Annotated in this window: 21 protein-coding genes; 13 read left to right on the top strand and 8 right to left on the bottom strand. The window is 69.0% G+C overall.

Going from position 1 to position 25,416, the window contains the following annotated elements:
• Positions 1–2: 2 nt before the first annotated feature.
• The 6 genes from EV644_RS42360 to EV644_RS42335 all read left to right on the top strand — a co-directional run bounded on the left by EV644_RS42360 (position 3) and on the right by EV644_RS42335 (position 5,977).
• Entirely contained in the window at positions 3–926 is a 924-nt protein-coding gene (locus tag EV644_RS42360) for a carbohydrate ABC transporter permease (RefSeq protein ID WP_132197161.1), read from the top strand.
• Positions 923–1,891 (top strand): carbohydrate ABC transporter permease, encoded by a 969-nt coding sequence (locus EV644_RS42355; RefSeq protein ID WP_132197163.1) that lies wholly within the window; start codon positions 923–925, stop codon positions 1,889–1,891. The genes EV644_RS42360 and EV644_RS42355 overlap by 4 nt, the downstream gene beginning before the upstream one ends.
• Entirely contained in the window at positions 1,888–2,766 is an 879-nt protein-coding gene (locus tag EV644_RS42350) for an NAD-dependent epimerase/dehydratase family protein (protein ID WP_241999424.1), read from the top strand. Before EV644_RS42355 ends, EV644_RS42350 begins: the two co-directional genes overlap by 4 nt.
• Positions 2,766–4,031, top strand: coding sequence for an enolase C-terminal domain-like protein (locus tag EV644_RS42345; protein ID WP_132197165.1), 1,266 nt, complete (start codon positions 2,766–2,768; stop codon positions 4,029–4,031). The genes EV644_RS42350 and EV644_RS42345 overlap by 1 nt, the downstream gene beginning before the upstream one ends.
• Before the next feature lie 114 nt (positions 4,032–4,145).
• Positions 4,146–5,420 (top strand): ROK family transcriptional regulator, encoded by a 1,275-nt coding sequence (locus EV644_RS42340; RefSeq protein WP_132197167.1) that lies wholly within the window; start codon positions 4,146–4,148, stop codon positions 5,418–5,420.
• Positions 5,417–5,977: a GNAT family N-acetyltransferase gene (locus EV644_RS42335; RefSeq protein WP_132197169.1), complete on the top strand. Its 561-nt coding sequence runs from the start codon at positions 5,417–5,419 to the stop codon at positions 5,975–5,977. Before EV644_RS42340 ends, EV644_RS42335 begins: the two co-directional genes overlap by 4 nt.
• A gap of 12 nt (positions 5,978–5,989) precedes the next feature.
• On the opposite strand, the gene EV644_RS42330 is transcribed toward EV644_RS42335, so the two are convergent.
• Both EV644_RS42330 and EV644_RS42325 read right to left on the bottom strand, forming a co-directional pair.
• Entirely contained in the window at positions 5,990–6,847 is an 858-nt protein-coding gene (locus EV644_RS42330; RefSeq protein WP_199240356.1) for a sigma-70 family RNA polymerase sigma factor, read from the bottom strand.
• A gap of 96 nt (positions 6,848–6,943) precedes the next feature.
• Complete coding sequence (locus EV644_RS42325) at positions 6,944–7,636, bottom strand: DsbA family oxidoreductase (RefSeq protein ID WP_158293102.1); 693 nt, start codon at positions 7,634–7,636, stop codon at positions 6,944–6,946.
• A 106-nt stretch (positions 7,637–7,742) separates the two neighbouring features.
• On the opposite strand from EV644_RS42325, the gene EV644_RS42320 reads away from it, so the two are divergent.
• Positions 7,743–8,162, top strand: coding sequence for a winged helix-turn-helix transcriptional regulator (locus EV644_RS42320; protein ID WP_132197173.1), 420 nt, complete (start codon positions 7,743–7,745; stop codon positions 8,160–8,162).
• A 1-nt stretch (position 8,163) separates the two neighbouring features.
• Here EV644_RS42320 and EV644_RS42315 read toward each other — a convergent pair whose 3' ends face one another.
• Together EV644_RS42315 and EV644_RS42310 are read right to left on the bottom strand one after the other, a co-directional pair.
• Positions 8,164–9,258, bottom strand: a complete 1,095-nt coding sequence (locus tag EV644_RS42315; RefSeq protein ID WP_132197175.1) for a Gfo/Idh/MocA family protein — start codon at positions 9,256–9,258, stop codon at positions 8,164–8,166.
• A gap of 23 nt (positions 9,259–9,281) precedes the next feature.
• Positions 9,282–13,154, bottom strand: coding sequence for a glycosyl hydrolase family 28-related protein (locus EV644_RS42310; protein WP_199240355.1), 3,873 nt, complete (start codon positions 13,152–13,154; stop codon positions 9,282–9,284).
• A gap of 174 nt (positions 13,155–13,328) precedes the next feature.
• On the opposite strand from EV644_RS42310, the gene EV644_RS42305 reads away from it, so the two are divergent.
• The 3 genes from EV644_RS42305 to EV644_RS42295 all read left to right on the top strand — a co-directional run bounded on the left by EV644_RS42305 (position 13,329) and on the right by EV644_RS42295 (position 16,532).
• Positions 13,329–14,570, top strand: a complete 1,242-nt coding sequence (locus EV644_RS42305) for an erythromycin esterase family protein (RefSeq protein WP_132197177.1) — start codon at positions 13,329–13,331, stop codon at positions 14,568–14,570.
• An 85-nt stretch (positions 14,571–14,655) separates the two neighbouring features.
• Complete coding sequence (locus EV644_RS42300) at positions 14,656–15,894, top strand: sensor histidine kinase (protein ID WP_132197179.1); 1,239 nt, start codon at positions 14,656–14,658, stop codon at positions 15,892–15,894.
• Positions 15,885–16,532 (top strand): response regulator transcription factor, encoded by a 648-nt coding sequence (locus EV644_RS42295; RefSeq protein ID WP_132197181.1) that lies wholly within the window; start codon positions 15,885–15,887, stop codon positions 16,530–16,532. The genes EV644_RS42300 and EV644_RS42295 overlap by 10 nt, the downstream gene beginning before the upstream one ends.
• Before the next feature lie 63 nt (positions 16,533–16,595).
• On the opposite strand, the gene EV644_RS42290 is transcribed toward EV644_RS42295, so the two are convergent.
• Both EV644_RS42290 and EV644_RS42285 read right to left on the bottom strand, forming a co-directional pair.
• Positions 16,596–17,042 (bottom strand): hypothetical protein, encoded by a 447-nt coding sequence (locus EV644_RS42290; RefSeq protein ID WP_132197183.1) that lies wholly within the window; start codon positions 17,040–17,042, stop codon positions 16,596–16,598.
• A 260-nt stretch (positions 17,043–17,302) separates the two neighbouring features.
• The gene (locus EV644_RS42285) at positions 17,303–18,256 is read right to left on the bottom strand and encodes an NAD(P)-dependent alcohol dehydrogenase (protein WP_132197185.1); all 954 of its coding nucleotides are present in this window, start codon (positions 18,254–18,256) and stop codon (positions 17,303–17,305) included.
• Positions 18,257–18,383: 127 nt separating this feature from the next.
• Between EV644_RS42285 and EV644_RS42280 the strand changes: the two genes are divergently transcribed.
• On the top strand, positions 18,384–18,938 hold the full coding sequence (locus EV644_RS42280; RefSeq protein WP_132197187.1) for a TetR/AcrR family transcriptional regulator: 555 nt from the start codon (positions 18,384–18,386) through the stop codon (positions 18,936–18,938).
• A gap of 1 nt (position 18,939) precedes the next feature.
• Here EV644_RS42280 and sepH read toward each other — a convergent pair whose 3' ends face one another.
• Positions 18,940–20,400: a septation protein SepH gene (gene sepH, locus EV644_RS42275; RefSeq protein ID WP_132197189.1), complete on the bottom strand. Its 1,461-nt coding sequence runs from the start codon at positions 20,398–20,400 to the stop codon at positions 18,940–18,942.
• 201 nt (positions 20,401–20,601) lie between these two features.
• Complete coding sequence (gene pepN / locus EV644_RS42270; protein ID WP_132197191.1) at positions 20,602–23,061, bottom strand: aminopeptidase N; 2,460 nt, start codon at positions 23,059–23,061, stop codon at positions 20,602–20,604.
• Positions 23,062–23,119: 58 nt separating this feature from the next.
• Between pepN and EV644_RS42265 the strand changes: the two genes are divergently transcribed.
• Complete coding sequence (locus EV644_RS42265) at positions 23,120–24,064, top strand: aldo/keto reductase (RefSeq protein WP_132197193.1); 945 nt, start codon at positions 23,120–23,122, stop codon at positions 24,062–24,064.
• Positions 24,061–24,828 (top strand): YaaA family protein, encoded by a 768-nt coding sequence (locus EV644_RS42260; RefSeq protein ID WP_132197195.1) that lies wholly within the window; start codon positions 24,061–24,063, stop codon positions 24,826–24,828. The genes EV644_RS42265 and EV644_RS42260 overlap by 4 nt, the downstream gene beginning before the upstream one ends.
• Positions 24,829–25,416: the final 588 nt, after the last annotated feature.

Below are 25,416 nucleotides of genomic sequence, written 5' to 3'. Positions count from 1 at the left end.
CGATGGCTGTCCTCACCCGCACCCCTGCTTCTCAGTCCGGCCGGAGCGTTTCCACCTGGTTCCGCTCCGGCGGGCTGAGCAGTATCGTCTTCGCGCTGCCCCTGGTGCTGACCTTCCTGTACTTCTCCTGGGGCCCGATCGTGCGCGGGCTGGTGCTCAGTTTCCAGAAGAACAACCTGGTCACCACGCCGGAGTGGGTCGGCTGGTCGAACTTCAGCTATGTGCTGACCGACCCGCAGCTCCCGCAGGCGACCCAGAACACCCTGTACTTCGCTCTGCTCGCGCTGATCTTCGGCTTTCCGGTGCCGTTGTTCCTGGCGGTGTTCATCAGCGAGCTGCGCAGTACCGGCTGGCTCTACAACGTGCTCTCCTACCTGCCGGCGGTGGTGCCGCCGGTGGTCGCGATCCTGCTCTGGAAGATCTTCTACGACCCCGGCACCTCGGGGCTGTTCAACTCGGTCCTCGGCTGGTTCGGGATCGGGCCGTTCGCCTGGCTGAACTCGCCCGACCTGGCAATGCCGGCGATCGTGCTGGAGGCGACCTGGGCCGGTGCCGGCGCCACCGCGATCATCTACCTGGCCGCGCTGACCGGTGTCCGCAACGAGCTGTACGAGGCGGCCGAGCTGGACGGCGCCGGGATCTGGCGGCGGGTCTGGCACGTCACCATCCCGCAGATCCGCGGAATCATCGCGATCATGATGCTGCTGCAGCTGATCGGCACGTTCCAGGTGTTCACCGAGCCGTTCCTGTTCACCGGCGGCGGTCCGGACAACGCGACCACCACCATCCTGCTGCTGATCTACCGGTATGCGTTCATCAACGGCGACTTCGGTGCCGCCACCGCGCTCAGCGTGCTGCTCGCGCTGGTGCTGTGCGTGCTGTCGGTCGTGTACCACTTCCTCACCCGGCGCTGGAGCACGACATGACGAGTCTCCCGATCACCGAAGAACAGGTCGCCACCACGCCGGAGCAGGTGGCCCCGGCCACCACCCGCAAACGTCGTACGGCGGAACCGCAGGAGCGCGGGATCATCTCGCACGCCGACCGGCGCCGGCCACTGGTCCAGTGCGGGTTGCCGGTCATCCAGGTGCTGCTGTTCATCGGTGTCGTGATCGCCGGCATCGGGCCGTTGCTCTGGCTGCTGAAGTCCGGGTTGTCGACCAGCCAGGACATCCTCCGCGGCCCGATGCAGCTGTGGCCGTCCGGTATCCAGTGGCAGAACATCCCGAACGCGTGGAACCAGGTGCAGATCGGCTCGTACCTGGGCAACACGGCGATCATCGCGATCGGCTCGCTGATCTCGACGTTGTTCGTCTGTACGACGGGTGCCTTCGTGCTGAGCGTGCTCCGGCCGAAGTGGGGCCCGGTCGTCACCGGTGCGGTGCTCGCCACGCTCTTCCTGCCCGGCGTGATCTCGCTGGTACCGCTCTATCTCACCATCCTCAAGATGCCCGTGCTCGGCTTCAACCTGCAGAACACCTTCTGGGCGGTCTGGCTGCCACAGGCGGCCGGCGCGTTCAACATCCTGGTGATGAAGCGGTACTTCGACGCGATCCCGCGCGAGCTGATCGAGGCGGCGCGGATCGACGGCGCGAGCAACCTGAGGCTCTTCACAGCGCTGATCCTGCCGATGTCGAAGCCGATCATCGGGGTGGTCGCGCTGCTCACCGTGATCGGATCGTGGAAGGACTACCTCTGGCCGCTGCTGGTGCTGCCGGACCCGAAGATGCAACCGATCTCGGTCGCGCTGCCGCGAGTGGCGCAGACCACGGAGATCTCGCTGCAGATGAGCGCGTTGTTCCTGGCGGTGCTGATCCCTGTGGTGCTCTTCTTGGTATTCCAGAAGCAGTTCCTCAGAGGTGTCGGGATGTCGGGAGGTATCAAGGAGTGAACTCTCCATTGGCGGGGCGCCGGGTGCTGGTGACGGGCGCTGCGGGGCGGATCGGTTCCGTCACGACGCGTCACCTGACCGAGCTCGGCGCCCTGGTGACGGCCTTGACGATCGTCGAGGACCCCGAGCTCAAGGCCGACCGGGTGATCGTCGGCGACACCCGGTCGGAGGACGACGTCGCGGCCGCGCTCGCGGACGTGGATCTGGTCGTCCACCTCGCCGCTCTCGCGCACCCGTCGGCCGGTACGCCGTACGACGTCTACAGCACGAACGTCGTGTCGACCTTCAACGTGCTCGCCCAGGCGGGCGCGCTCGGCGTCAAGCGCGCGGTGGTTGCCAGCAGCATCAACGCGTTCGGGGTGCCGTTCAACCCGCACGACATCCGGCCGGCCTACTACCCGCTGGACGAGAAGATCCCCTCCGACGTCGCCGACTGGTACTCGTTGTCGAAGCAGAACGACGAGAACACCTGCCGGATGGCCTGGCGGCAATGGGGGATCGACGTCGTGTCGTTCCGCTTCCCGCACGTGAACTCCACCGACGTGCTGCAGCGACTGGCCGACGGCCACGCGAAGAACCCGGCGGCCGGGGTCCGCGAGGGCTGGAGCTACCTCGACACCCGCGACGCGGCGCGTGCGATCGAACTGGGGCTGACGGCGTCGTTGTCCGGGGCCCACACGTTCTTCGTCGCCGCGGACACCACCAACGCGCCGTACGAGACGGAGGCACTGCTGGACGCCTTCGCGCCGGGAGTGCCCCGGCTGCGGCGGTTCGTCGGGCGCGAGGTACCGATGGACCTGACCGCCGCGCGCACCGTGCTCGGCTTCCAGGCGCAGTACGAGCTCGACCTACCCACTCACGAACTGGAGATTTGATGCCGCAGGAGACGCCCGCCACCTTCGCCCAGCCCTGGCCGGTCCGTGACGAGGTCCGGATCCGTTCGGTCCAGGCCATCGTGACCGCGCCGGAGGGGATCCCGCTGGTGGTGGTGAAGATCGACACCACCGAGCCGGGGCTGTACGGCCTGGGCTGTGCCACCTTCACGCAGCGGTGGAAGGCGGTGCAGACGTTCGTCGACGAGCACCTGGCGCGGCTGTTGATCGGCCGCTACCCGGGCGACATCGGCGACCTCGTCCGGCTGGCCGGATTCTCCGGCTACTGGCGGGGCGGGCCGGTGACGAACAACGCGATCTCCGGCATCGACCAGGCGCTGTGGGACATCGCCGGCAAGCGGGCCGGGATGCCGGTCTACGAACTGCTCGGCGGCAAGGTCCGGGCCGCGGCCGACACCTACATCCACGCCGGTGGCATCACCATCGAGGAGACGATCGACCAGGCGAAGGGGTTCGTCGCGCAGGGCTGGCGCCACGTCCGCCTGCAGGTCTCCACCCCGGGCGGCGGCGGGTACGGCGCACCACGGCTCGCCACGCTGTACCCGGACGCGCCGTACCGGAACGGGTGGAGCGCCCGCGACTTCCTCCGTACTACGCCCGACCTGTTCGCCGCGGCCAGGCAGTCCCTGCCGGACAACGTCGAGCTGCTCCATGACGTGCACTCCCGGCTGACCCCGAAGGAGGCGGTGCTGCTGGCTCGGTCGCTCGAGCCGTACCGGTTGTACTTCCTCGAGGACGTGCTGGCGCCCGAGCACTGGGACCGGCTGCCGGAGGTCCGTGCGGCCTCGCCCGTGCCGCTGGCGGTCGGCGAGCTCACCACCTCGATGGGCGACGCCGTACGGCTGGTGCGCGATGGCGGGGTCGACTTCATCCGCTCCCACATCTCGGACATCGGCGGCCTGACCGCGGCCCGCAAGATCGCGGACCTCGCCGAGCTCTGCGGTGTCCGTACCGCGTGGCACGGTCCGGGTGACACCTCGCCGATCGGCGCCGCGGCCAACGTGGCGCTCGACGTGAGCTCGGTGGCCTTCGGCATCCAGGAGGGCCACATCTACAACGACGCCACCCACGAGGTGTTCCCCGGGACGCTGCGGATCGAGGACGGCTGGCTGCGGCCGAACGAGGCGCCGGGCTGGGGGATCGACGTCGATCTGGAGGCCGCTGCCCGTTATCCAGCGGAGTTGTCCGGCCACGACGAGTGGGCGGCCGGCGTACGGCGGATCGACGGAGCTTTGGAGGCGCCCTGACTTCCCGGCGCAGTTGAACGCTACGGTCGGCCGCGGTAGGTAGCATCGCGGCTAGCCGTGGGGGGCTCCAAGGATTGTCGTCAAACGGGGAAAGCAAGAACAGGGAGGTGGGCGATGGTCACGCCTGACAGTGACTCGGCGGTGCTCGACGAGCCGACGCGTTCGGGTGCGAACCAGTACGACCTGGGCTCCTTCAACGAGGCCGTGATCATCGAGACGATCCGGCTGGCCGGCATCATCAGCCGAACGGAGATCTCCCGGCGGACCGGGCTCACCCAGCAGTCGGTGTCGCGCATCCTGCGGATCCTGCTCCAGCAGGGCCTCCTGGTCGAGGAGGCCCAGGAGCGCGCCGAGCGACTCGGCAAGCCGCGCACGCCGGTCCGGCTGCGGTCGAACGCCGCGCACGCCGTCGGCATCCACATCGACCCCGAGCTGCTCACGGTCGCGGTCGTAGATCTGGACGGCACGATCGTGCGGCGCGAGACCGTCGACCTGGCCGCTGATCTGGATGCGGTGCGGCTGGTCGATCTCGCGGCGGCCACGGTCACCGCGGCCCTGAGCATCAGCCAGGTGGATGCCGCCTCGATGCTCGGGGTCGGCGTCGCGGTACCGGGGCCGATCAATGCCGACGGCACCCTGCTCGACCTGCCACTGCAGCCGGCCTGGCGTGGTCTGGAGATCCGTCAACTGCTGCAGCAGAAGCTCAACCACCCGGTGCTGGTCGAGAAGGACGGCACGGCCGCCGCGATCGGTGAGCGGTGGATCGGCCGTTCGGCCCGGGCCCGCGACTTCGCCTACCTGTACCTCGGGACCGGTGTCGGCAGCGGGTTGATCCTGAACGGCTCGATCTACCGCGGCGGGACCGCGAACGCCGGCGAGTTCGGCCAGCTCTGCGCGCTGAAGATGGGGGAGTGGGACGAGCAGACCGGACCGCGGATGATGGCCGAGTGCAACCCGACCGCCTCGCTCCCGGTGATCGCCGAGGGCTTCGGTTACGTGGAGACCGACAAGACCGCGACCGACGAGGCGAAGCGATACAAGGCCGTCTGCAAGGCCGCCGCGAGTGGTGACGAGGCAGCTCAGCGGGCGGTCACCCAGGTCGCTTCGGTGATCGCGCAGGGGGCCGTCGGACTGGTCGATCTGCTCGACATCGACCTGATCGTGCTAGGTGGGCCGGCGTTCGAGAAGGAGATCGCCGACGTGTTCCTCGCCGAGATCGATCGGGCGGTCAACTCCCACCCGATCGCGCGAGGTACCCGGACGGTCGCGGTGGAGGAGTCGATGCTGCAGGCCGACGCGGCCGCGGTCGGCGCCGCCTCGACGATCTTCCACGATGCTTTCACCCCGCGGGTGGGTGGATCGAGTCAGGCTCGTAGGCTGCCGAAGTGACTCTCGAACGCTCTCTCACATCCGACGTTCTGCTCCGGGTGGCGACGCTGGACGACGCCGCCGGTTTCGCCGCCGCACAAGTGCGCAACCGTGACCACCTCGCGCCGTGGGAACCGGTCCGCTCGGAAGCGTGGTTCACGGAGGCTGGTCAGAAGGAGCGGTTTCAGGCGCAGTTGGAGCGGCACAAGAACGGCCAGGTCGTGCCGTGGCTGATGATCTCGGGGGACCGCGTGGTCGGCGCGATGACGCTGACCGATATCGTGCCCGGCCCGTTCCGCAGCACCAGCCTCGGCTACTGGGTCGACGTGGAGCTGCTCGGTCGCGGGCTGGCGACGAAGGCGGTCCAAGCGGTCGCCGAGCTCGCTGATACCGAACTGCGGCTGCACCGGATCGAGGCGAGCACCTTGGTTGAGAACGTCGCCTCCCAGCGCGTTCTGGAGAAGTGCGGGTTCGTCCAGATCGGCAGCGCGCCGGACTATCTGCACATAGCCGGCGCCTGGCGCGACTGCCATCTCTTCCAGCGGATCCTCAACACCCGCGCCCCTGGTGAGATCTGATCACACCCTCCGTCACAGCACCGTCAGGTCCAAGGTCTGCAGCCGCTCGAGGTCGGTGATGACCTCGATCTCGCGGATCCTGCGGCCGTCGATGGTGAAGCGGATCGCCCGCAGCAGTCGCCCACCCGGAGCGACCAGGAAGCCGACCTTGCCGTCCACGAGGGCCGGGTACGCCGACGCGCCGGCCGCCGCGGAGACGCTGACGGCTCCACTCGCCACTGCGACCGCACCACGGATCTCGCGCGACACCCCGGCCTGGTCCGTGCGCGCGACCACCTCGGGATCGAGCAGGGCGAGCAGCGCCTCGAAGTCACCTCCGCGCGCGGCGGCCAGGAAGGCCTCGACCACCTCGCGCTGAACCACCTGGTCCGGCTCGACGACAGCGGTTCGCCCTTGCACCCGCCGGCGTGCCCGGCTGGCGAGCTGCCGCGCCGCGGCCGGAGTACGGTCGACGATCGGCGCGACCTCCTCGAACGGCACGGCGAACAGGTCGTGCAGTACGAACGCGAGGCGCTCGGGCGGGGTCAGCGTCTCCAGTACGACGAGCAAGGCCGCGCCGACCGAGTCCGCGAGCAGGATCTCCCGCTCCGGGTCGACAGGGCTGAGGACGGGCGGTGCTTCCTCGAGAGGCTCCTCGCTGCGGTACCGCCGGCTCTGCAACTGGCTCAGGCAGATCCGGGCGACGACCGTGGTCAGCCAGCCGCCGAGGTTGTCGATCTCGGTCGCGTCGGAGCGGTTGAGCCGGATCCACGCCTCCTGGACCACGTCGTCGGCCTCGGCGGCCGAGCCGAGCATGCGGTAGGCGACGGCCCGTAGATGGGCACGCTTCTCCTCGAACCGCTCCGCCAGCCAGACACTCTCGTCGATCATCGCCATCCTCCGCGTTTGTCGGTCACCTGTCTGACTGACAGGACGCGGCAGATGTGACATGACTCGGGCAGTGATTCACTGCACTGACCAATGGGCCTAGGTGAATGTGACCGCACAACCGTCGGGACCGCAGACGCCCTCGGCGCCGCCGATGACCGAGAGCTTGGGAGTGTGCTCGGCCCAGGCCTTCGTGACCGCCGCCAACAGGTCCTCTGTGCCGATCGCGCCGGGGATCGCGTAGCGCTCGTCCAGCACGATGAACGGCATTCCCTGGGCGCCGAGGCTTTCGGCCTCCCGCTGGTCTGCCTGCACCCGGTCGCGATACCGCCGGCTGCCGAGGGCATCAGCCGCTCCGTCCAGACCGGCCTCGCCCGCGAACCGCAGTACGGCGTCAACCGTCCAGAGCGCGCGTGGCTCGCCGAAGTGCGCGCGGAACATGGCCGACCAGATCTCGTTGCCGCGCCCCTGGTCCGTGGCGTAGGCGAGCAACTCGTGCGCGTGGTCCGTCGGCCCGAGAGTGCGGTCCAGCGCGTGGTACGGCGTGAGTCCGTCGGCCTCGGCGGACTCCTCGATCCGGCGGATCGTGCGGACGCCGGCCTCGGTCGGCACCCCGGCCGCCGCGAACAGGTCGCGCTGGGTGATGCCCTCCCGCGGCAGGTCCGGATGCAGCTGGAAGGAACGGTGGACGATCTCCAGGTCGTGCTCGAACCGCTCCTGGACCAGGTGCAGCCGGTGATCCATCAGGCCGCAGTACGGGCAGATGATGTCCGACCAGAACTCGATCTTCATGACGATGACCTTTCCAAAACTTACTTTCTGTTCGTAGCCCCATCGTGCAATAGTTTCGGGAGGTCTACAAAAGGCACACTCATGTGCGTGGGAGAGGTGGGGCGGCATGGCGGAGATCCGGACGGCGCGGACGAACGTGCGCGCGAACGTCAGGCGGGTACCGGGTCCGTGCTCGCACTGGGACGACCTGGACGCCGACTTCATCCGGGAGGTGCTGGATCTGGTCGGGGACAAGTGGAGTGTGCTGATCATCGGGACTCTCGCCGACGGGCCGACCCGCTACTCCGAGTTGGCCGATGCCATCCCCGGGATCTCGCAGCGGATGCTCACACTCACCTTGAAGCAGCTGCGGCGGACGGGTCTGGTGGACCGGACCGCGTACGCCGAGGTGCCGCCGCGGGTCGAGTACTCGCTGACGGAGCTCGGCGGCTCACTCCTGTCCACCGTCCTGGCGCTGGCCGCCTGGTCCGCCGATCACCATGGGGAGATTCGCCGGCACCAGGCGGCCTTCGACGCCGAAGGCTGAGTCAGGCCGGGGGCAGGCGGATGCCGCGGCCGACCTCGACGTCGTCGTAGCGGCCCTCGAGGACGTCGATGAACTTGACCGGGCGTTGCAGCGTCGAGGCGATGTAGACCGCGCGGACGGTGGCGAGCGCCTCGATCGCGTCGTGCACGGTGATGCCCGGCTGCTCGCCGTTGTCGATAGCACCGAAGATGTCCTCGTACTGCGCGACGTGGCCGCCTGGCTTCTCCGCCTCTACGGGCACCTCGTCGTTCGAGCCGTCCACGTTGAAGCGGCGCAGCACGTCGTCCTCGATCTCGGCACCTCCTTGCGTGCCGTGCACGGAGACTCGGGTGCGACCGCCGGGGAAGGCCGCCGTGGTCGCGTGCAGGGTGGCGACAGACCCGTTCTCGAAGGTCAGGGTGGCGACCACGGTGTCCTCGACCTCGATCGCGTGATGCGCGGCGCGGAGTGCCTGCGCCTGGATGCTCACCGGCCGGCCCATGAACCACAGCAGCAGGTCGACGGTGTGCACGCCCTGGTTCATCAGCGCGCCACCTCCGTCCTGCGCCCAGGTGCCACGCCAGCCGGCGGACGCGTAGTACTCGTCGCTGCGCCACCAGGCGACGGTCGCCACGGCCGAGGTGAGTTGGCCGAAGCGCCCGTCCCGGATGGCCTGGGAGACGAGAGCGCTCCCCTGGTCGAACCGGTGCTGGCTGATCACCGAGGAGATGACGCCGTGGCTCGCGGCCCGGGTGGCCGCCGCGCCGAGGCGGCGGGCCCGGATCAGGTCGACGTCGAGCGGCTTCTCGATGACGACGTGCTTCTTCTCGTTCAGCGCCTGCTCGGCGAGCGAGGCGTGCGTTCCGCTCGGCGTGCAGATCGCGACGAGCGAGCTGTCCGATCCCGACAGGGCCGCGGCCAGGTCGTCGTACACCTTCGGCTCCGGCTGCCCGGCCCCCTTCAGCCTGGCGGCCAGCGCCTCTCGGGCGGCGGCGTCACCGTCGACCAGGGCGGTCACGGTGGCGTCCGGTCGCGCCGCGATGGTGTCGGCGTGGGTGCGCCCGATGATGCCGCAGCCCACGATGGCGACCTGGTGGTTGTTCGTCGAGTCAGACATCTCGCCCTTTCGTCGCTTCTTCGCTACTTGGCCGTGAAGTTCGCCGTCAGCACCTGGTCCGCGGTGACGGTGAAGGTGTACGACTGCTCGGTCGAGACGACCTCGCCGTTCACGGCCCAGTGCTGGAAAACGCTATCCGATGCGGGCGTGGCCGTCACGGTCACCTGCGCGCCGACTTCGTACGTGCCGGGTTCGGACTCGTTCCCCGCGATCTTCACTGTGCCGTTGCCGACCGCCGCCACGGAGACGCCGCGCTGGACGACATTGATCACCATCACGTTGTGCAACGTCACCGGCCCGGTGCTGGTGGCGCCGTTGTAGCGGGCCAGGTTGGTCGCCTCGACGTCACCTGTGACCACCTTGACGGTGAAGCCGCCCTCGCCGAGGTTGTCGGTGCCCAGGTTGAAGGCGTCGACCTGGCCGTCGTTGACCACCAGCCCGTCGTGGAAGCCGTAGGCGAAGACGTTGAACAAGGTCAGCGCGGTGGCCCCGTCGACGGTGACGATCTTGGCGGTCTTGCGCATGTACTTGTCGATCACGAGCTCGAAGATGCTGCCCTCGTTCATCCAGTTCGGCTGCTGGTAGCCGACCCGGGTGACCGCGTTGCCGTTGGACAGCACGCCCTCGATCCGCCCGCCGGTACTGCGGCCGACGGCGATCGCGTGGTCGAAGAAGGCGCCGGCCACCTTGCGGACGACGAACCCGTCGTTGCGGTAGGTGGTCAGGTCGATCCCGTTCCACGCGTTCGGGAAGCCCGCGTTGATCACGTAGGTCTGCGCGCCCTTGCCGCGAACGGCGTACGGATACGCGACGACGCCCTCGGCGGATCCGGGGTTGTTCTCCGGGTAGAACACCCGGAGGCCGCGGAGCCCGGCCTTCTTGCCGTCGAGCGTCACGAGCGCCGTGGCGGTGTCAGGCGCCGTGGTGGCTCGTCCCTCGAACGCCTGGAGCACGGTGCCGCCGCTCGCGCCGCCCTGATCCCGGTTCGGTACTGCGGACGCGCCGCGAAGCTCGACGTTCGCGGGGACCCGGAGGTGGCTGGTGATCCGGTACCACCCAGCGGGCAGGTAGACGATGCCGCCTCCGGCGCGGCCGGCATTGTCGAGCACCTTCTGGATCGAGCCCGTCGCGTCAGCCGCAGGGAGATACCCGACGCCGTGCGGCGCCTCCGCGACGTACAGGGTCTTCCGGGCCGGAGCCGGTAGTGGTTGCTGGGTGTAGGTCGGTGCTACGCCGGACATCCGGTGGACAATGCCCGAGAGCGCTCCCTGGAGTTCTGTGCCGGTGATCTTCACGTAGCCGCGCGAGTTGTTCTCGATCGCGCCCGCGCTGCCCTCCATCCGTCCGCCGGCCAGCGTCATACCCCACCGGTCGTCCATCACGTCGACCTTGAGAGCCACGTCGGTACGGCGTACGTCGGGCTGCAGGAAGCTGCCAGTGAACTGAGCCCGCTGACCAGCCACCACGTGGATGCCGACCTTGTAGTCGGAGAGCGTGATCTTGTGGAACTGGTCCCACTCGAGGTCGCCGAGCACGAGCCCGGTGCCGTTGGCGCGGGTCCAGCCGTCGAGCGCCGCGCGGGACGGCGGCTGGTAGGTGCTCGGGGCGGAGGCCCAGTAGCTGTTGCTGAAGGTCACGTTCTCCCAGGTGCCGACGTCGGCGCCGTTGTAGGCCCGAGCGCCCTCGAAGAGAGCCGTTCCCCGGATGTTCCGGATCGTCGACGACTCGTGCACCTGGCCGGAGCTCGGCGCGGAACCCCGGTCGTTCGGCATCGTGCTGATCCCGATACCGCGGTACGAGTTGAGCATCGTGATGTCCGAGACGGTCGCCATCATGTAGTTCTCGTTGCCGATCCAGGCGCCGCCGGGGATCTCGAAGGTGTAGTTGTAGGGGACCGGCTGGGTCGCGCTCTGCCGCGGGTAGTAGGTGGTCACGCCGATCACGCCGGCCGACCCGCCGATCCGGAACAGGGATGGTCCGTCGTTGCCCGAGGCAAGATCCGCTATCACGACAGTGCCGTAGTCGTCGCGAGCTGAGCCGGTTTTGTCCGGGTCGCGGCGATCGCCGCGGAGGGTGCAGAACGCGTGCACCTCGATGGTGTCCTTGACCAGGTACTTGCCGGCCGGGAGCCACACGGTGCCACCGCCCGCGTCCTGACAGGCGTAGATGGCGTTCTGGATCGCCTTGGTGGAGTCCTGCCGCCCGGTGCGGTCCGCGCCGTACTGGGTGGCGTCGAAGTCTGCGACTACGCCGTCCTCGGTCGGATTCACCGTGCTGACCAACGTCGGTGTCGGCGTGACGACCGGGGACTCGCGGAGTTCGAGCTCCTTGACGACGAAGGTGTCGGCGCCGGTCATCGCCACCCGCACGTACCGCGACTTGGTGGTGGCGAAGCGGGTCTTGCTGAACTGGTTGGCGCCGGGTGAGCCGGTCCGGCCGACCGTGGTGAACTTGCTGCCGTCGTTGGACACCTGGACGGTGTAGTCGGGGGAGGAGGTCTGACCCCACTCCACCCGGACGTCATTCACCAAGCGCGGCTTCTTCAGGTCGACCTGCAGCCAGGAGCCGCCCGCGCCACTCGTCCACGCGCTCTCGTGGTCGCCGTCGTTCGCCATTGACGCGTCGCTCCCGGCGCTGGCGCTCGCAGTACCGGCAGTTGCGAAGTTGGTGTCGACCACGGAGGCGGTGAAGGCGTCGAGCTTCGACTGCAAGGCGGTGAGAGCCGCCTTGACCTGGACGTCCGTCACGCTCGGGGTCGCCGCGACTGCTCGGGCGTCATCGATGGCCTGGCGGAAGGTCGCCCTGCTGCCCGCCGGGAACTGGCCGTCACGCGTTCCCTCGCGCGCCGCCTTCTGCACCCGCGCGGCCTCGTCGATCAGGTCGACCAGACCTTCGGTCACGTCGAGCACCGTGGCCACCTTCGCGACCCGGACGGCCGCGACCTTGAGGTCGGCCGTGCCGTTGCCGATGTGGATCCGGAAGTCCGAGCCGTTGGAGCGGTTCGTCATCACCGCGTCGTTCAGCGCGAACGTGTAGGTCCTCCAGGTCTTGGTGTCGCCGTAGCTGACCACTTCGGAGTTCTTGAACTTCTCCGGGATCGTCTCGTCGGGGGAGTCGTAGTGCAGGCCGAACTGGCCGTTGCCCTCGTCGAAGTAGTCGATGCTGACGAGCACCAGGCTCCGGTTGTCGTACAGGTAGGTGTCGGACACGTTCATGTACATGAAGTTGGTGCCCGGCGACGGCGCCGTCCGGTCGGTCTGCCAGTACGGCCGCCCGTCCTGTACTCCGGTGACCAGGTTCTCGGGGCGGTCGCCGGCCCGTGGGGTGATGCCGTTCTGGACCGGGTTCGCGCCGAGGTCGACGGACGCGCCCGCAGTACTGATGCGCAGTCCGGCGACGGTGATGTCGGCGCTGCCGGACAGGCGCAGGTCGGCGCCGCCCAGGCGGTCGGTGAAGCCGATGTCCGCCAGCGCGAAGGTCCCGGTCTGCCACTGGCCGGTGTTCTTCAGGTGCACGTCATCGGCTCGCGCGGCGGGATCGGCGGCCGCGTCGTACCGGAGTTCGAGCGTGCCTGTGCCGCTGTCGAGGTAGGTCACCGTGACCACGACGTCGTCGGTGCTCAGCTCCTCGACGTAGTCCCGGTCGACGTCGAACGAGAGGAAGCCGGTGTTCGCCGCCTGGTTGGTACGCCAGTAGGTGCGGCCCTGCTCGGTACCGGTCTGCAGTCCGGCCGGGTCCTCGCCGGCGGCGGGCTGCACGCCGAGAGTGGTGGGTGTCGGGCCGAGATCGGCGCCGACGCCGCTCGGATACATGGTGGCCGCATGAGCTGCCGGAGCGGCTAGTACGCCGGTCAGCAGCAGGGCGGGAAGTAGTCCCGCCAGCAGGCGTCGGGTCATTCGGGGGACCTCCAGGTGGCGGGCCGGAAGCAAGCGAGGGACCGCTGGGACGGCAGCCGGACGTGATCTGCCGCACACACAGCGGTAACGTGCGTGTAAGTTAAACCATGCGTGTTACTTATTCAAGAGCGTGGTGATGGCGGCCCGACTCGGCCTCCTGGATAGGCTCTCCCGGTGGCGAACGAGGGCTCGGCAGAGGTACGGAACTGGTTGTCGGAGCACGCGTGGCCGTTGGCGGGGGTGGTCGCCGGGGCTCCGGTCGACGATCTCCGTCCACTGGGGAAGGCGCTCGACGGAGTATGCGTGGTCGGGCTGGGGGAGGCGACCCACGGGACGCGGGAGTTCTTCCAGCTGAAGCACCGGCTGTTCGAGTACCTGGTGACCGAGCTCGGGTTCTCGGTGCTCGCGATGGAGGCGAGCGAGTCCGCCGCGCCCGCGGTCGACGCGTACGTCCGGCACGGCATCGGCGATGCGGCGAGTGTCGTCAGCGGCCTGGGGTTCTGGACCTGGCGGACCGAAGAGGTCGTCGCGCTGGTCGAGTGGATGCGCTCCTACAACGAGGGCCGGCCGGCCGCTGAGCAGGTGGGATTCGCCGGCATCGATCCGCAACGCTGCTCCAAGTCGGTCGACGTGGTGAGAGCCGCGCACGCCGATGCGGACTGGCTCGAGGAGTTCGACGCGAAGCTCGGCGTACTGCGGGACGCGTCGCCCGGGTCCGCTCCCGATCCGGAACGAAAGGTGGTCCGGGACGCGGAGAAGTTGCTGGGATTCCTGCAGGGCGAGCAGGCCTCGGCGGAGGTTCTGCTGCACGCGGAGATCTTGGTGCGGGCTGCCGAACTGGTCGCTCGGCCACGTCAGCACGACAACCCGGCGGAGACGGTGTTCGCCGCACGTGACGCTTTCATGGCCGGCGCCGTCGGCCGGCTGGTCGGTGACGACCCGTCCACGCGCGTGGCGGTGTGGGCGCACAACGGGCACTTGGCAGCCAGCCGCGAGACCGCGGAACTCCACCCGATGGGGTGGCACCTCCGGAAACGCTTCGGATCGGAGTACTACGCGCTGGCGCTGGTCTTCGGCTCGGGCTTCTTCCGTGCGCGGCGGCTGTGGTCCGGTAGATGGCCGGGCAAGCTGGACGGTCCGGTCGTCTCGAACGAGATCGAGCGGGGCGGCTTCAACTCGCTCGAAGGTCAGCTCGCCGCCGCCAACGCGGGCGATCACCTGCTCGACCTCCGCAGCGCGGCGAGTGCGCCCATGGCGGTCAAACGGTGGCTGGAGGAACCACACGTCTTCCGCAGCTACGGCGCCTTCGTCTCCCGCTGGACCTACAAGATGCAGTTCGCTCCGACTCATCTGACCCAGGAGTACGACGGCCTGGCCTACGTCGCGACCTCGACCCCTTCCCGCCCACTGGAGTAGGGGTGGGCGGCCGGTGTGGTGGGGCTAGGCCCACTTCGGCGGTGATCTGGCAGGTCGTGGGCATCGGGCGATGCAGAGTGGAGACATGCGACAAGCGACTTCGTGGGTGATGAGTGCCGGTGTGGGGTTCGTCCGGGCGTGCGTGCTGGTGGTCGTCAGCATGTTGGTGCCGGCCGTGTGGGCCGGGGCCGTGGTGCTGGCGGTCTGGTGGGCCTCGAATCCGTGGTCGTGGATCACGCTGTTCGTACTGGCGTCTGTCGCCACTTTCGGCCTGTCGCGTCCGATCTGCCGGATCTTCCGCCTCCTCGTTGCACGATGGACAGGCACCGTCATCACGCCCGGGTACCTGCAGCCAGCGCCGGTCGTCCAGCTGTCCACCGGGTACTGGTGGAACGGCACCTCTTACTCGCGTACCAGCAAGGAAGCTCGCGAGGACCAGGAGTTGCGGCTCCGGTGGCGCGATCCGGCGACCTGGCGGGATCTGCGGTTCATGGGGATCGCCGCGATCGCCGTGGGCCTGCCCGCGGCCGTCCAGCCGGCCGGTGTCGCGATGGCGGTCCTCGGGTTCAGCCGATCGACGGCTCCCCTGATCGTGCTCGGACTGGTCGTGGCTATCGCGACCGCCCCTTATGGTTGGCGGTCGCTTGAGCCGGTAACCGTCCGCTTCCTGGGCGCATCCGCTGCGATGCTGGCGGACCGGGTGGGTGAGCTGACGGCCCAGCGGGCGGACACGACGATCGCGCAGGCTGCCGAGATCCGCCGGATCGAGCGGGACCTGCACGACGGAGCGCAGGCCCGCCTGGTCGCACTCGGGCTCTCCTTGGCGACTGCCGAGAAACTGATGGAGACCGACCCCGGCCAGGCCAGGGCGCTGCTCCGGGACGCGCGAGCCGGAGCCGCCACGTCGTTGACCGAGCTGCGCGAACTAGTGAAGGGAATCAGCCCTCCGGTGCTGAACGAGCGAGGGCTCGTCGATGCCGTCCGCGCACTTGCCCTGGACCTTCCGCTAGACGTGGCCGTCGACGCCCACGGCCGGCTACACCTGGACCCGCCGATCGAGTCCGCCCTGTACTTCGGAGTCGCCGAACTGGTGACCAACATCGTCAAGCACGCGCGGGCGACTCGAGCGCGGATCTCCATCACCCGGAACGACGCTGACATCGTGGTCGAGGTCGAGGACAACGGCCGGGGTGGTGCCGAGACCTCGGCCGACGGTGGTCTTGCGGGGCTGCGCCGCCGCCTCGCGGTCTTCGACGCGACCCTGGAGATCACGAGCCCGGCGGGCGGCCCGACCCGCGTCAAGATGGTGGTGCCATGCGAATAGTTGTAGCCGAAGACCTGTACCTGCTGCGCGACGGGATGGTCCGCCTCATCGAGGCCTACGGGCACGAGGTGGTGGCGACGGCGACCACCGGACCCGAGACGCTCGAGGCGCTGCTGAAGTGGCGTCCGGATGTCTCCGTCGTCGACGTTCGGATGCCGCCGACCCAGTCGGATGAGGGCCTGCGCGCGGCTCTGGCAGCCCGTGGCGAAGTGCCCGGCTTGCCGATCCTGATCCTCTCCCAGCATGTCGAGCAGCTGTATGCCCGCGAACTCCTCGCCGACGGCGCCGGTGCCATCGGCTATCTGCTCAAGGACAGCGTGTTCGACGCCGACCAGTTCATCGATGCGCTGGAACGCGTCGCCGCCGGCGGGACCGCCATGGACCCGGCCGTCATCGCCAAACTGCTCTCCAGCGGGCCGTCGAACCGGCGACTCGAGCGGCTTACCGAACGCGAACACGACGTGCTCAGCCTGATGGCCGAAGGGTTGTCCAATCAGGCCATCGGCGGGCGGCTCTTCCTCAGTGAGAGCGCCATCAGCAAGCACACGACGTCCCTGTTCGGCAAGCTCGGCATCACCGATGACGACAACAACAACCGGCGCGTCCTGGCTGTCCTCGCTTACCTGAACGGCGTCTGACGTGGCTTACCTGAACGGCGTCTGATCCGCCTTCGCCTGGCTGGTGATCGCGGACGGCTGAGGTCAGGCGACGCCGACGAGGGTGCGGGTCTCCTCGGCTACAACGGCTGCGGCCTCGGTGGTGGATGCCGTCAGTTGGTTGAGCAGGGTGAAGAAGTGGGTGGAGGCGTCGGGCAGACGGAGGGCGCCGGCCTCATGGTGCTGCCAACCGAAGAGGAGCTCGCCGTCTAGGACGTGCTCGGCCACCGGTACGGCGTACGTGCTGAGGGTGACGCGATTCGGGCCGGTGCGGGGGTGGTGGTCGCCGCAGCCGCACTCGGCGGCTATCACGATCGAGGTCAGCGCGTCGGGGGAGTACTGCCGCAGTCGCAGCTTGGTGCCGCGGGCGGTGAAGCGCGCGATCGTTGCGTCAGGCAACTGAACGAGGAGCTCGACCGGGACGGCGTGGGAGCCGGGCAGCAGGCGCAACCCACGGGACGCGAGCAGGTCGGCGAAAGCAGAGAGGTTCATCGCGGCGAATCCGGAATCCTGTGTGTGCTGGTGTCGGCGGGCGGGCCTGGGATGGACAGGGCCTCGTGCGCCGAGACGGCGCGCGTCAGCTACAACAGCAGCGACAACACAGCGAGATACGCATGCGGAAGATGATGGCAGAGACCTCCCGCCCTGCCAAACACCGACCGTTATCTGAGACGCCTGTCCGTCGTGAACCATCGACCACATCGACCTGGACCAGGTCGTGCCCTTCGACCCGACCGAGGTGCCGGCGCAGCTCAGCCGAGGACGGCGATCAGTTTCTTTCCGCGCGCGTGTCCTGTCTCGGCCTCCCGATGGGCTCGCGCGACCCCCGCCAGCGGATAGACCGCCTCCACCACCGGCCGGAGGTCACCTTGGTCGACGTGCTCGGCGAGTGCGGCCAGCACCTCGCGGTGTGAGCGCGCCATCATCACCCGGACCCGCGGCCCCGGAAGGATCGTCGACAGCATCGCGTAGGCCATTCCGCTCGCGGCAGTGCTCATCATTCGCCCGCGGCGGCGAAGTAGCCGGCGATAGGTGCTGAGCGACGAGCCGTGGCAGTCGAGAATCGCAGCGAACTGGCCGCTCAGCCGACCCGGAGCCGCGTAGTCGATCACGTGGCTTGCGCCGAGTTCGCGGCAGAAGGCGTGATTGGGGGTGCTGGAGACGGCCGTGACCTCAGCACCCAACGCACAAGCCAACTGGATCGCGGTGCTGCCCACGCCGCCGCTCGCGCCGACCACCAGCAGCCGCTCGCCCGCCTTGACCTTCAGCACGTCACGCACCGCGCGTAGTGCGGTCACGCCGACGCTTGGCAGCGCACCGGCCACCACCAGTTCGATCGAGGACGGCGCCAGGCTGACGGCAGTCGCCTTGGCCGCCACGAATTCGGCGGCGGCACCGGTGCGACCCGACACCTCTCCGAGGAATCCCCACACCCGCTGCCCGACCGCGAGGTCGCTCACCCCTGAACCCACCGCTACAACCTCGCCGGCGAAGTCCAGGCCGATCCGCTTCGGGAATCGGCGCCCTGTCATCATCCGCAGCTTGCCGGAGCGGATCTGCAGGTCGGTCGGGTTCACGCTCGAGCCGTGGACCCGGACGAGAACCTGGCCTTTCCTGGGCTCCGGCTTCGGGACGGTTCGTACTGCGAGTTCGTCCGCGGCGCCGTACTTCGTGTACTCCACCGCGCGCATCGTCGACGTGCTCATCGTTCTCCTCAGCGAGACAGGCTGTCTCAGTTCGGGCAATATGTCTACGACAACCCTGCCGTCGTCACCCGGCGCACGACCAGTCTCAGAACCGCCGAGGTGTCCCGATCGGGACGAGGAGCCGGAAATGTCTCAGTCAACGGAGAACGTCAGAGTGCGCCGCACCCGCAAACTGCTCCGCGAGGCGCTGGTCGAGCTGATCGAGGAGCGCGGGTTCGATCGCCTCACCGTCGGCGAGATCACCGAGCGGGCGATGGTCAGCCGGGCTGCCTTCTATCGCAACTACCGCGACAAGTACCAGCTGGTCGAGCAGATCTTCGACGAGGCGATGGCCGCGCTGCTGGGCACGATGACGGACGGCGCGGAACGACCTCCGCTGGAGCGCTGGGCGGCGTTCTTCGAACACGTCGCCCGCTACGAACGCCTGTACGGCGCTTTGCTGGGCAAGAAGGGCAGTCCGTGGTTCGCCACCAGAATGCGGGCCTCGCTGGCGACGATGGTGTCAGAGCATCTTCCGCCGAAGCCGTCGGGCGAGCTGGTCCAGACGCTGGTTGCGGCGATGTTCGTGCAGGCGATCACCTGGTGGCTGGACAACGGCCGCCCCTCGACACCCGAGCAGATCGCGAACCAGACAGCACAGTTGGCCTCGGCGGTGATCGCCGAGGCCAAGAGTTGGGCCTGACTCAGTCGGCCTTCTTGCCGAACATGATCTCGTCCCAGCTCGGCACGCTGGCGCGCTTGGAGGCGCGCTTGGCCGGCTTCTTCTTGGCTTCGGCGGCAGTCGCGTGGTCAGCGGTCTCCTGCTCCCCGGAAGCGGCAGCCGCTGGGGGAGCTTCGGCCGGGCGCTCAGTCTCGGGACGCGCGTGGGGGCGCGGATCGGCGGGCTTGGGGGCGCGCTGCCGTGGGTCGGCCGGTCGCGGAGCCTCCCGCTTCGGCTCAGCCGGACGGGGATCAGCGGGACGTGGCGCTTCCCGCTGCTCAGGCTGACGCTGCTCAGGCTGACGCTGCTCGGGCTGACGCTTTTCGACCGGAGGAGTCATCCGCCGCTCGGTGAAGCGGTTCTCCGGAGCGGCGGCACGCTCTTCCGGCGGCGCACCCGCCGAGGCCTCCACCGGCAGCTGAGCCGGGCGCTCAACAGCCCGTACTGCGGGGCGCAGTACCGGCGGCTGCTCGACCGGTACGTCGATCAGCGTCGGCTCATCGTCCGGGCTCGGCACCGAGTGCACCCGGCGCGGCCCGCTGTCCCGCGACGCGTCCCGCCCATCCCGGCCGAAGCCGGCATCCCGCGCCGACTCCCGGTAGTCACGCGCATGATCACGACCCGAGTCACGACCCGACTCGCGACCGTAGCCGCGGCCGGTCTCGGGAGCTTCCTCCCGGCCGAACCCACGACCGGTGTCCCGGTTCGCGTCGCGGTCGGCCTGCTGGCCGCGACCGCGCGGCAGGCTGATGGTGTCCTCGAAGCCGGCCTCGTAGCTGTCCGCCCCGTGGTCCGGCGCCAGGCTGAGATCGAAGTCGGCCACCGCGGTCAGGCGGCGCTCGCTCGGCGGCGCGATCACCTGTGCCTGTTCGCCGACGAGCCACCGCGCCTCGTCGTCGTCCGGTACCGCGTAGCGCCCCGGGGCGTCGTACGCGAACATCGCGATCTTCTCGTCGTTCTCCTCGGCGAAGTAGGAGACGCGGACGGCCCAGCGGCCGTCGTCGCGACGCCAGGCGTCCCACTCGGCCGAGGCCGGGTCGACCTGGCGGATGCGGAGGCGCTCGGTCACCCAGGCGCCGAGGTTGCGGGTCGGGGCGTCGCCGCCACCACGACGGCGGACGGACGCGCGCTGGGCGAGGCTCGCGACGTGGTCGCGCTCGGCCAGCACCGGACCCGCGAACGCCATCACGCGTTCCATCGGCATCTGGGCGACGGCAGCAACCGCCTCGGGACTTTCGCCGGCTCGGATCCGAGCCTGGATGTCTCGTGGGCGGAGCGCGCTCTCCATTTGAATCTCCAGCTGGCCGAGTCGGGCACGGTCGCCGCGCAGGGCCGCACGCAACCGGTCGTCGACCGGGATGGCGAACTCCTCACCCGTCTCTGCCATCGCCAGGATGAGCTGCTTGCCATCCTGGCTCAGGCCAACGAGCCTCGCCTCGCGCATTGCCTTTGTTCTCCTGTGCGGTTCTCGACAGTCTCTCCCGACACGTACGCCTCGACCAAGACCGGCGCGCCGTGCCCGGCGGTCATTGTGGAGGTCACGTCACAAAATCACATCTTGCCTGCTCAGAAGGGTCCTTGTCGTCACACCAGTCACATTAGTCACAACCCGGTGTGACGGCGACTCCGAGGCCCTCGAAACCGGTCAGTTCACGCCGTACGCGGCCCGGATCGCGAGGGCTCGCCTGAGGTCGTCGGCCCGGTCGCCGACCGAGCGCCGAATGCCGGCCGAGACCGACTCGTCGGCGACCAGGCCGGCCGCGAACCGGGTCACCCGCTCGTCGATGTCACAGACAGGAAAGGCCAGCGCGGCGCTCTGGGCGACGACCCAGCCGGTGCGGAGCTTCTCGGTCCCGGCGATCTCGTCGAAGAACCGCTGCACGTACGGCGCGGTCAGCTCGACCTGGGTGGGATGCCAGAAGCCCTCGCAGGCGGCGTACAGCTCGTAGTTCGCGAGGTCCTCGTCCGTCATGATCTGGGCCCAGGCGCGTTCCTTGGCCGCGGCGGTCGGCAGGGCCGCCCGGCAGCGGGTCGCGTGCACGATCCCCTCGGACGAGTTGTCCCGCTCGAGCTCCGCGTCGATCTCGGCGTCGCCGACGGCACCGAGGCGAGCGAGCCGCAGGGTGATCAGCCAGCGCAGGTCGGCGTCGATCGCGAGACCTTCCGGTACGTCGACGCCGGCGAGCCAGCCCTTCAGCAGTTCCACGTCGTCCGTCAGGCGAACGACGCTCCGAACGACCGCGAGCTGCAGGCTGGTACCTGAGGGAGTAGAGCTGAGGCGCCCGGTCACCACCTCGGCCAGCTGTCCGCGGTACGGCTCGTACGGCAGGTAGATCCCGAACAGGTGGGTGTGGGCCCAGCCGACCATCGTCGCCACGGCGATGTCGCTGGTCTCGTGCGCCAGCGCCGCCCGCAGTACGTCGAAGCCGAGCCGCGGGTCGAGCTCTCCGTCGGAGACCGCGTCGCGGATGCTGTTCAGCACGACCGCCCGGGTGACGCCGTCGTCGATCTTCGGCAGCACCACGGACAGCTTGGCGAGGCTGTCCGCGTCGAGCCGGATCTTGGCCCAGGTGTCGTCCGCGGCATCCGGTACGACGACGGCCACGGACGGGTCGAGCTTCACCTCGACCTCGTCGGAGTCGAGCAGGACCGGTACGGAGACGCCGTTCCCGGACTCGTCGTACCCGCCGACGGTGAGCTGGTGCGGCCGGACCGCCGGGTGGTCGACGGGTGCCTTGCGGCGGAGCTTGATCCCGGTCGCGGTCCGCTCGGCGCTGATCGTGTCGACGCCGGGAGTGCGCAGCCAGTTCTGCGCCCACGCCTCGAGACCGACGGCGCCGGCCTCGGTCCACTTCGCGACCAGATCGGCGAAGGTGGCGTTGGCGAACTCGTTCGAGGTGATGTGCGCGCGGACACCGGCGAGGAACACGTCGTCACCGAGGTAGGCGGCCAGCTGCTTGAGTACGGCCGCGCCCTTGGCGTAGGAGATGCCGTCGAAGTCGTCGAGCGAGGCGAGCGCGTCCTTCACCGCGTCGGCCGCGATCGGGTGCGTCGACGACCGCTGGTCGGCCTGCAGGCCCCACCACTTACGGATGAAGGCGAAGTCGATCCAGTTGTCGGTGTACCTCGTCGCGGTGGTCGAGACCCGGTGGGCCATGTACTCCGCGAACGACTCGTTCAGCCACAGGTCGTTCCACCACTGCATGGTGACGGTGTCGCCGAACCACTGGTGCGCCATCTCGTGCACCACGGTCCGGGCCCGGCTGCTGCGTTCGCCATCGGTCACGACGGACCGGAACACCATCGAGTCGCGGAACGTCACGCAGCCCGGGTTCTCCATCGCGCCGGCGTTGAACTCGGGCACGAAGGCCTGGTGGTACTCGCCGAACGGGTAGCGGTACCCGAACAGCCGGTGGAACTCGTCGAAGGCCTGGCCGGTGACGGTGAAGAGGTCCTCGGCCTCCCGGTCGAGCGCCTCCTTCAGCGACTGCCGCGAGACCAGGCCGAGCGGGATGCCGTCGTGCTCGCCGAGGATCTGGTGGTAGGGCCCGGCCACCAGCGTCACGAAGTACGTCGAGAGCGGCTTGGTCTCGGCCAGCTCCCAGCGGCCCGGGAAGACCTGCGTGGCGGCGCCGTTGCCGAGCACGATCCACTCCTCCGGCGTGGTCACGCTCACCTTGTACGGCGCCTTGAGGTCCGGCTGGTCGAAGCAGGCGAAGATCCGGGGCGCCGCGTCGAGGAAGGACATCGCGTACAGGTAGGTGAGCCCGTCGGCGGCGTCCACGCTGCGGTGCAGGCCCTCGCCGTCGTTCGAGTACAGCATCGACGCAACCACGACCAGGTCGTTCTCCGCGGCCAGGCCGGTCAGCGGCAGCCGGCCGTCGTCGAGCGCGGCCACGTCGACGGGTGTCCCGTTCAGCGTGACGGAGACCAGCTCGTCGGGTCTGACGTCGAGGAAGGTGGTCTGCGCGGCGGCGGAGAAGACGATCCTGGTGGTCGACCCGAACGTCCGGTCGCCCCGGGTCAGGTCGAGGTCGACGTCGTACGAGTGGACGGTGAGCGCGGCTGCCCTGGTGCGGGCGCCATCGACGGTAAGGCTCGGCATGCCGAGCACTCTATGCGGTCGCCCAACGGTCCGGCAGAGGCATGGATACAGTTTGCCCATGACCGACATGGAGTACCGCCAGCTGGGCGACTCCGGCCTGACCGTGAGTGTGGTCGGGCTGGGTTGCAACAACTTCGGGGGCCGCATCGATGCGGACCGGGCGGACACCGTGGTGAACGCGGCGGTGGACGCCGGCATCACCTTGTTCGACACCGCCGACGTGTACCGCGGCGAGCAGGGATCGAGCGAGGAGATCCTCGGCCGGGCGCTCGGCAAGCGGCGCGACGACGTGGTGATCGCGACCAAGTTCGGCGGCGACATGAAGGGCGACAACGGCCCGGACTGGGGCGTGCGCGGCTCCCGGCGGTACATCCGCAAGGCGGTCGAGTCGAGCCTGCGCCGGCTCGGCACGGACTGGATCGACCTCTACCAGCTGCACGTGCCGGACCCGGTCACGCCGATCGAGGAGACCCTGGCCGCACTGTCCGAACTGGTTGCCGAGGGCAAGGTGCGGTACATCGGCAGCTCGCAGCTCGCCGGCTGGCAGGTGGTCGACGCCGACTGGGCCGCCCGGACCGCCGGCCTGGAGCACTTCATCAGCGCGCAGAACCGGTACTCGCTGCTCGAGCGTGAGGCCGAGGACGAGCTGATCCCGGCCTGCGAGCAGCTCGGGATCGGCGTGCTGCCGTTCTTCCCGCTCGCCTCCGGTCTGCTCACCGGCAAGTACAAGCGCGACCAGGGCGCTCCCGAGGGCACCCGGCTGGCGATGATGCCGGACCGGCTCGCCCGTGCCGACTTCGACAGGATCGAGGCGCTGGAGACGTTCGCCGCCGAGCGGGACCTGACCCTGCTCGATGTCGCGATCGGCGGCCTCGCGGCACAGCCCGCGGTCGCGTCGGTGATCGCGGGAGCCACCACGGCCGAGCAGATCGAGCAGAACGTCGCGGCCGGTCTGTGGGAGCCGAGCGTGGAGGACCTGGCCGCTCTGGACGACCTGACGTGACGCTGATCCTGCTGCCGCCGTCCGAGGGCAAGACCGGTCGTTCGCGCGGCCGCGCGGTGGAACTGCCGTCTCTGTCGTTCCCCGAGCTCAACGGCGTCCGCGAGACCGTGCTGGACTCGCTGGCCAAGGTGAGCGCATCAGCCGACGCGTACGACGTACTGGGTGTCGGGGCGTCGCTGAAGGACGAGGTCGAGCGGAACACGCGCTGGCGGACCGAGCCGGCCGTGCCTGTCTCCGAGTTGTACTCCGGCGTGCTGTACGACGCCCTCGGGTATTCCACGTTGTCCGCGGGGACCAAGAGGCGGGCCGGTGCTCGGCTGCTCGTGGTGTCCGCCGCCTGGGGTGCCCTACGGATGGCCGACCGCGTCCCGCCGTACCGGCTCTCGATGGGTATTACGTTGCCGGGGCATGGGCCGCTCGCCTCGGTCTGGCGTGATCCGCTCGCGGCTGCGCTCGAAGGCGCCGCGGGGAACTCGGTCATCGTCGACTGCCGGTCCTCGACCTACGCGGCAGCATGGCGGCCGGCCGGAGTACAGGCAGCGAAGTCGGTGTCGGTCTCGGTGGTCCGCGAGCGCGGCGGTGTCCGCTCGGTCGTCTCCCACAACGCCAAGCACACCCGCGGCCTCGTCGCCCGCTATCTGCTCGAGTCCGGCAAGGACCCCGGCACCCCGAAGGCCCTTCACAAACTGATCTCCGACCAGTGGAACGCCGAGCTCGACCGCACCGCCACCGGCTGGCTCCTCACCGTGGTGGAACACGACTGATGACCTCGAAGGCGCTCGAGTCGTTATTGGAGTCGTAGGTGGAAAGGACCACTCACCTCGGATTCATTGGCGAGTGGATTTCCCGGGGCTGATCACGGGGAAGGGTTGGAGCAGCGCAGTTCGCCCGGGGGGCACCGCCCAACCTCGGAGGCCTGACGATGCGTCGTTTACTCACGTTTTCGATCACCACTGTCGCTGCGGCGGCAGCCTGGGTTGTCGGCGCCGGGGCCGGCCCTGGCCTACCCGGCCGACCCGCCGCCGGCCAGTACCGCGCAGACGCAGCTGGCAAGCCTTAAAGTGCGGGCCGAAGGCTCCAGCACCGGCTACAGACGGGACAAGTTCCCGCACTGGCACACGGTGTCCGGCACCTGTGACACCCGTGACGAAGTACTGAAGCGCGACGCACCCCCAGAAGGTCCCCACCGCCGCACCCCGTCGGCCCCTAGCCCGGCGATCGGCCTTCCGATGACGGGTTGTTCGGCCGCTGGCGCCCTGCAGAGCCTGTTGGGGAATGGTTTTGGCTGGCGGAGGTCAGGGGTGTTGGTGGGGCTGTGGGTGTTGGGGCCCTGGGGCCGGGGCCTGCACCCT

It is taken from the genome of Kribbella orskensis, assembly GCF_004342085.1.
GTDB classification, from domain to species: Bacteria; Actinomycetota; Actinomycetes; order Propionibacteriales; family Kribbellaceae; genus Kribbella; species Kribbella orskensis.
This window is presented reverse-complemented; position numbering and strand designations above follow the sequence as displayed.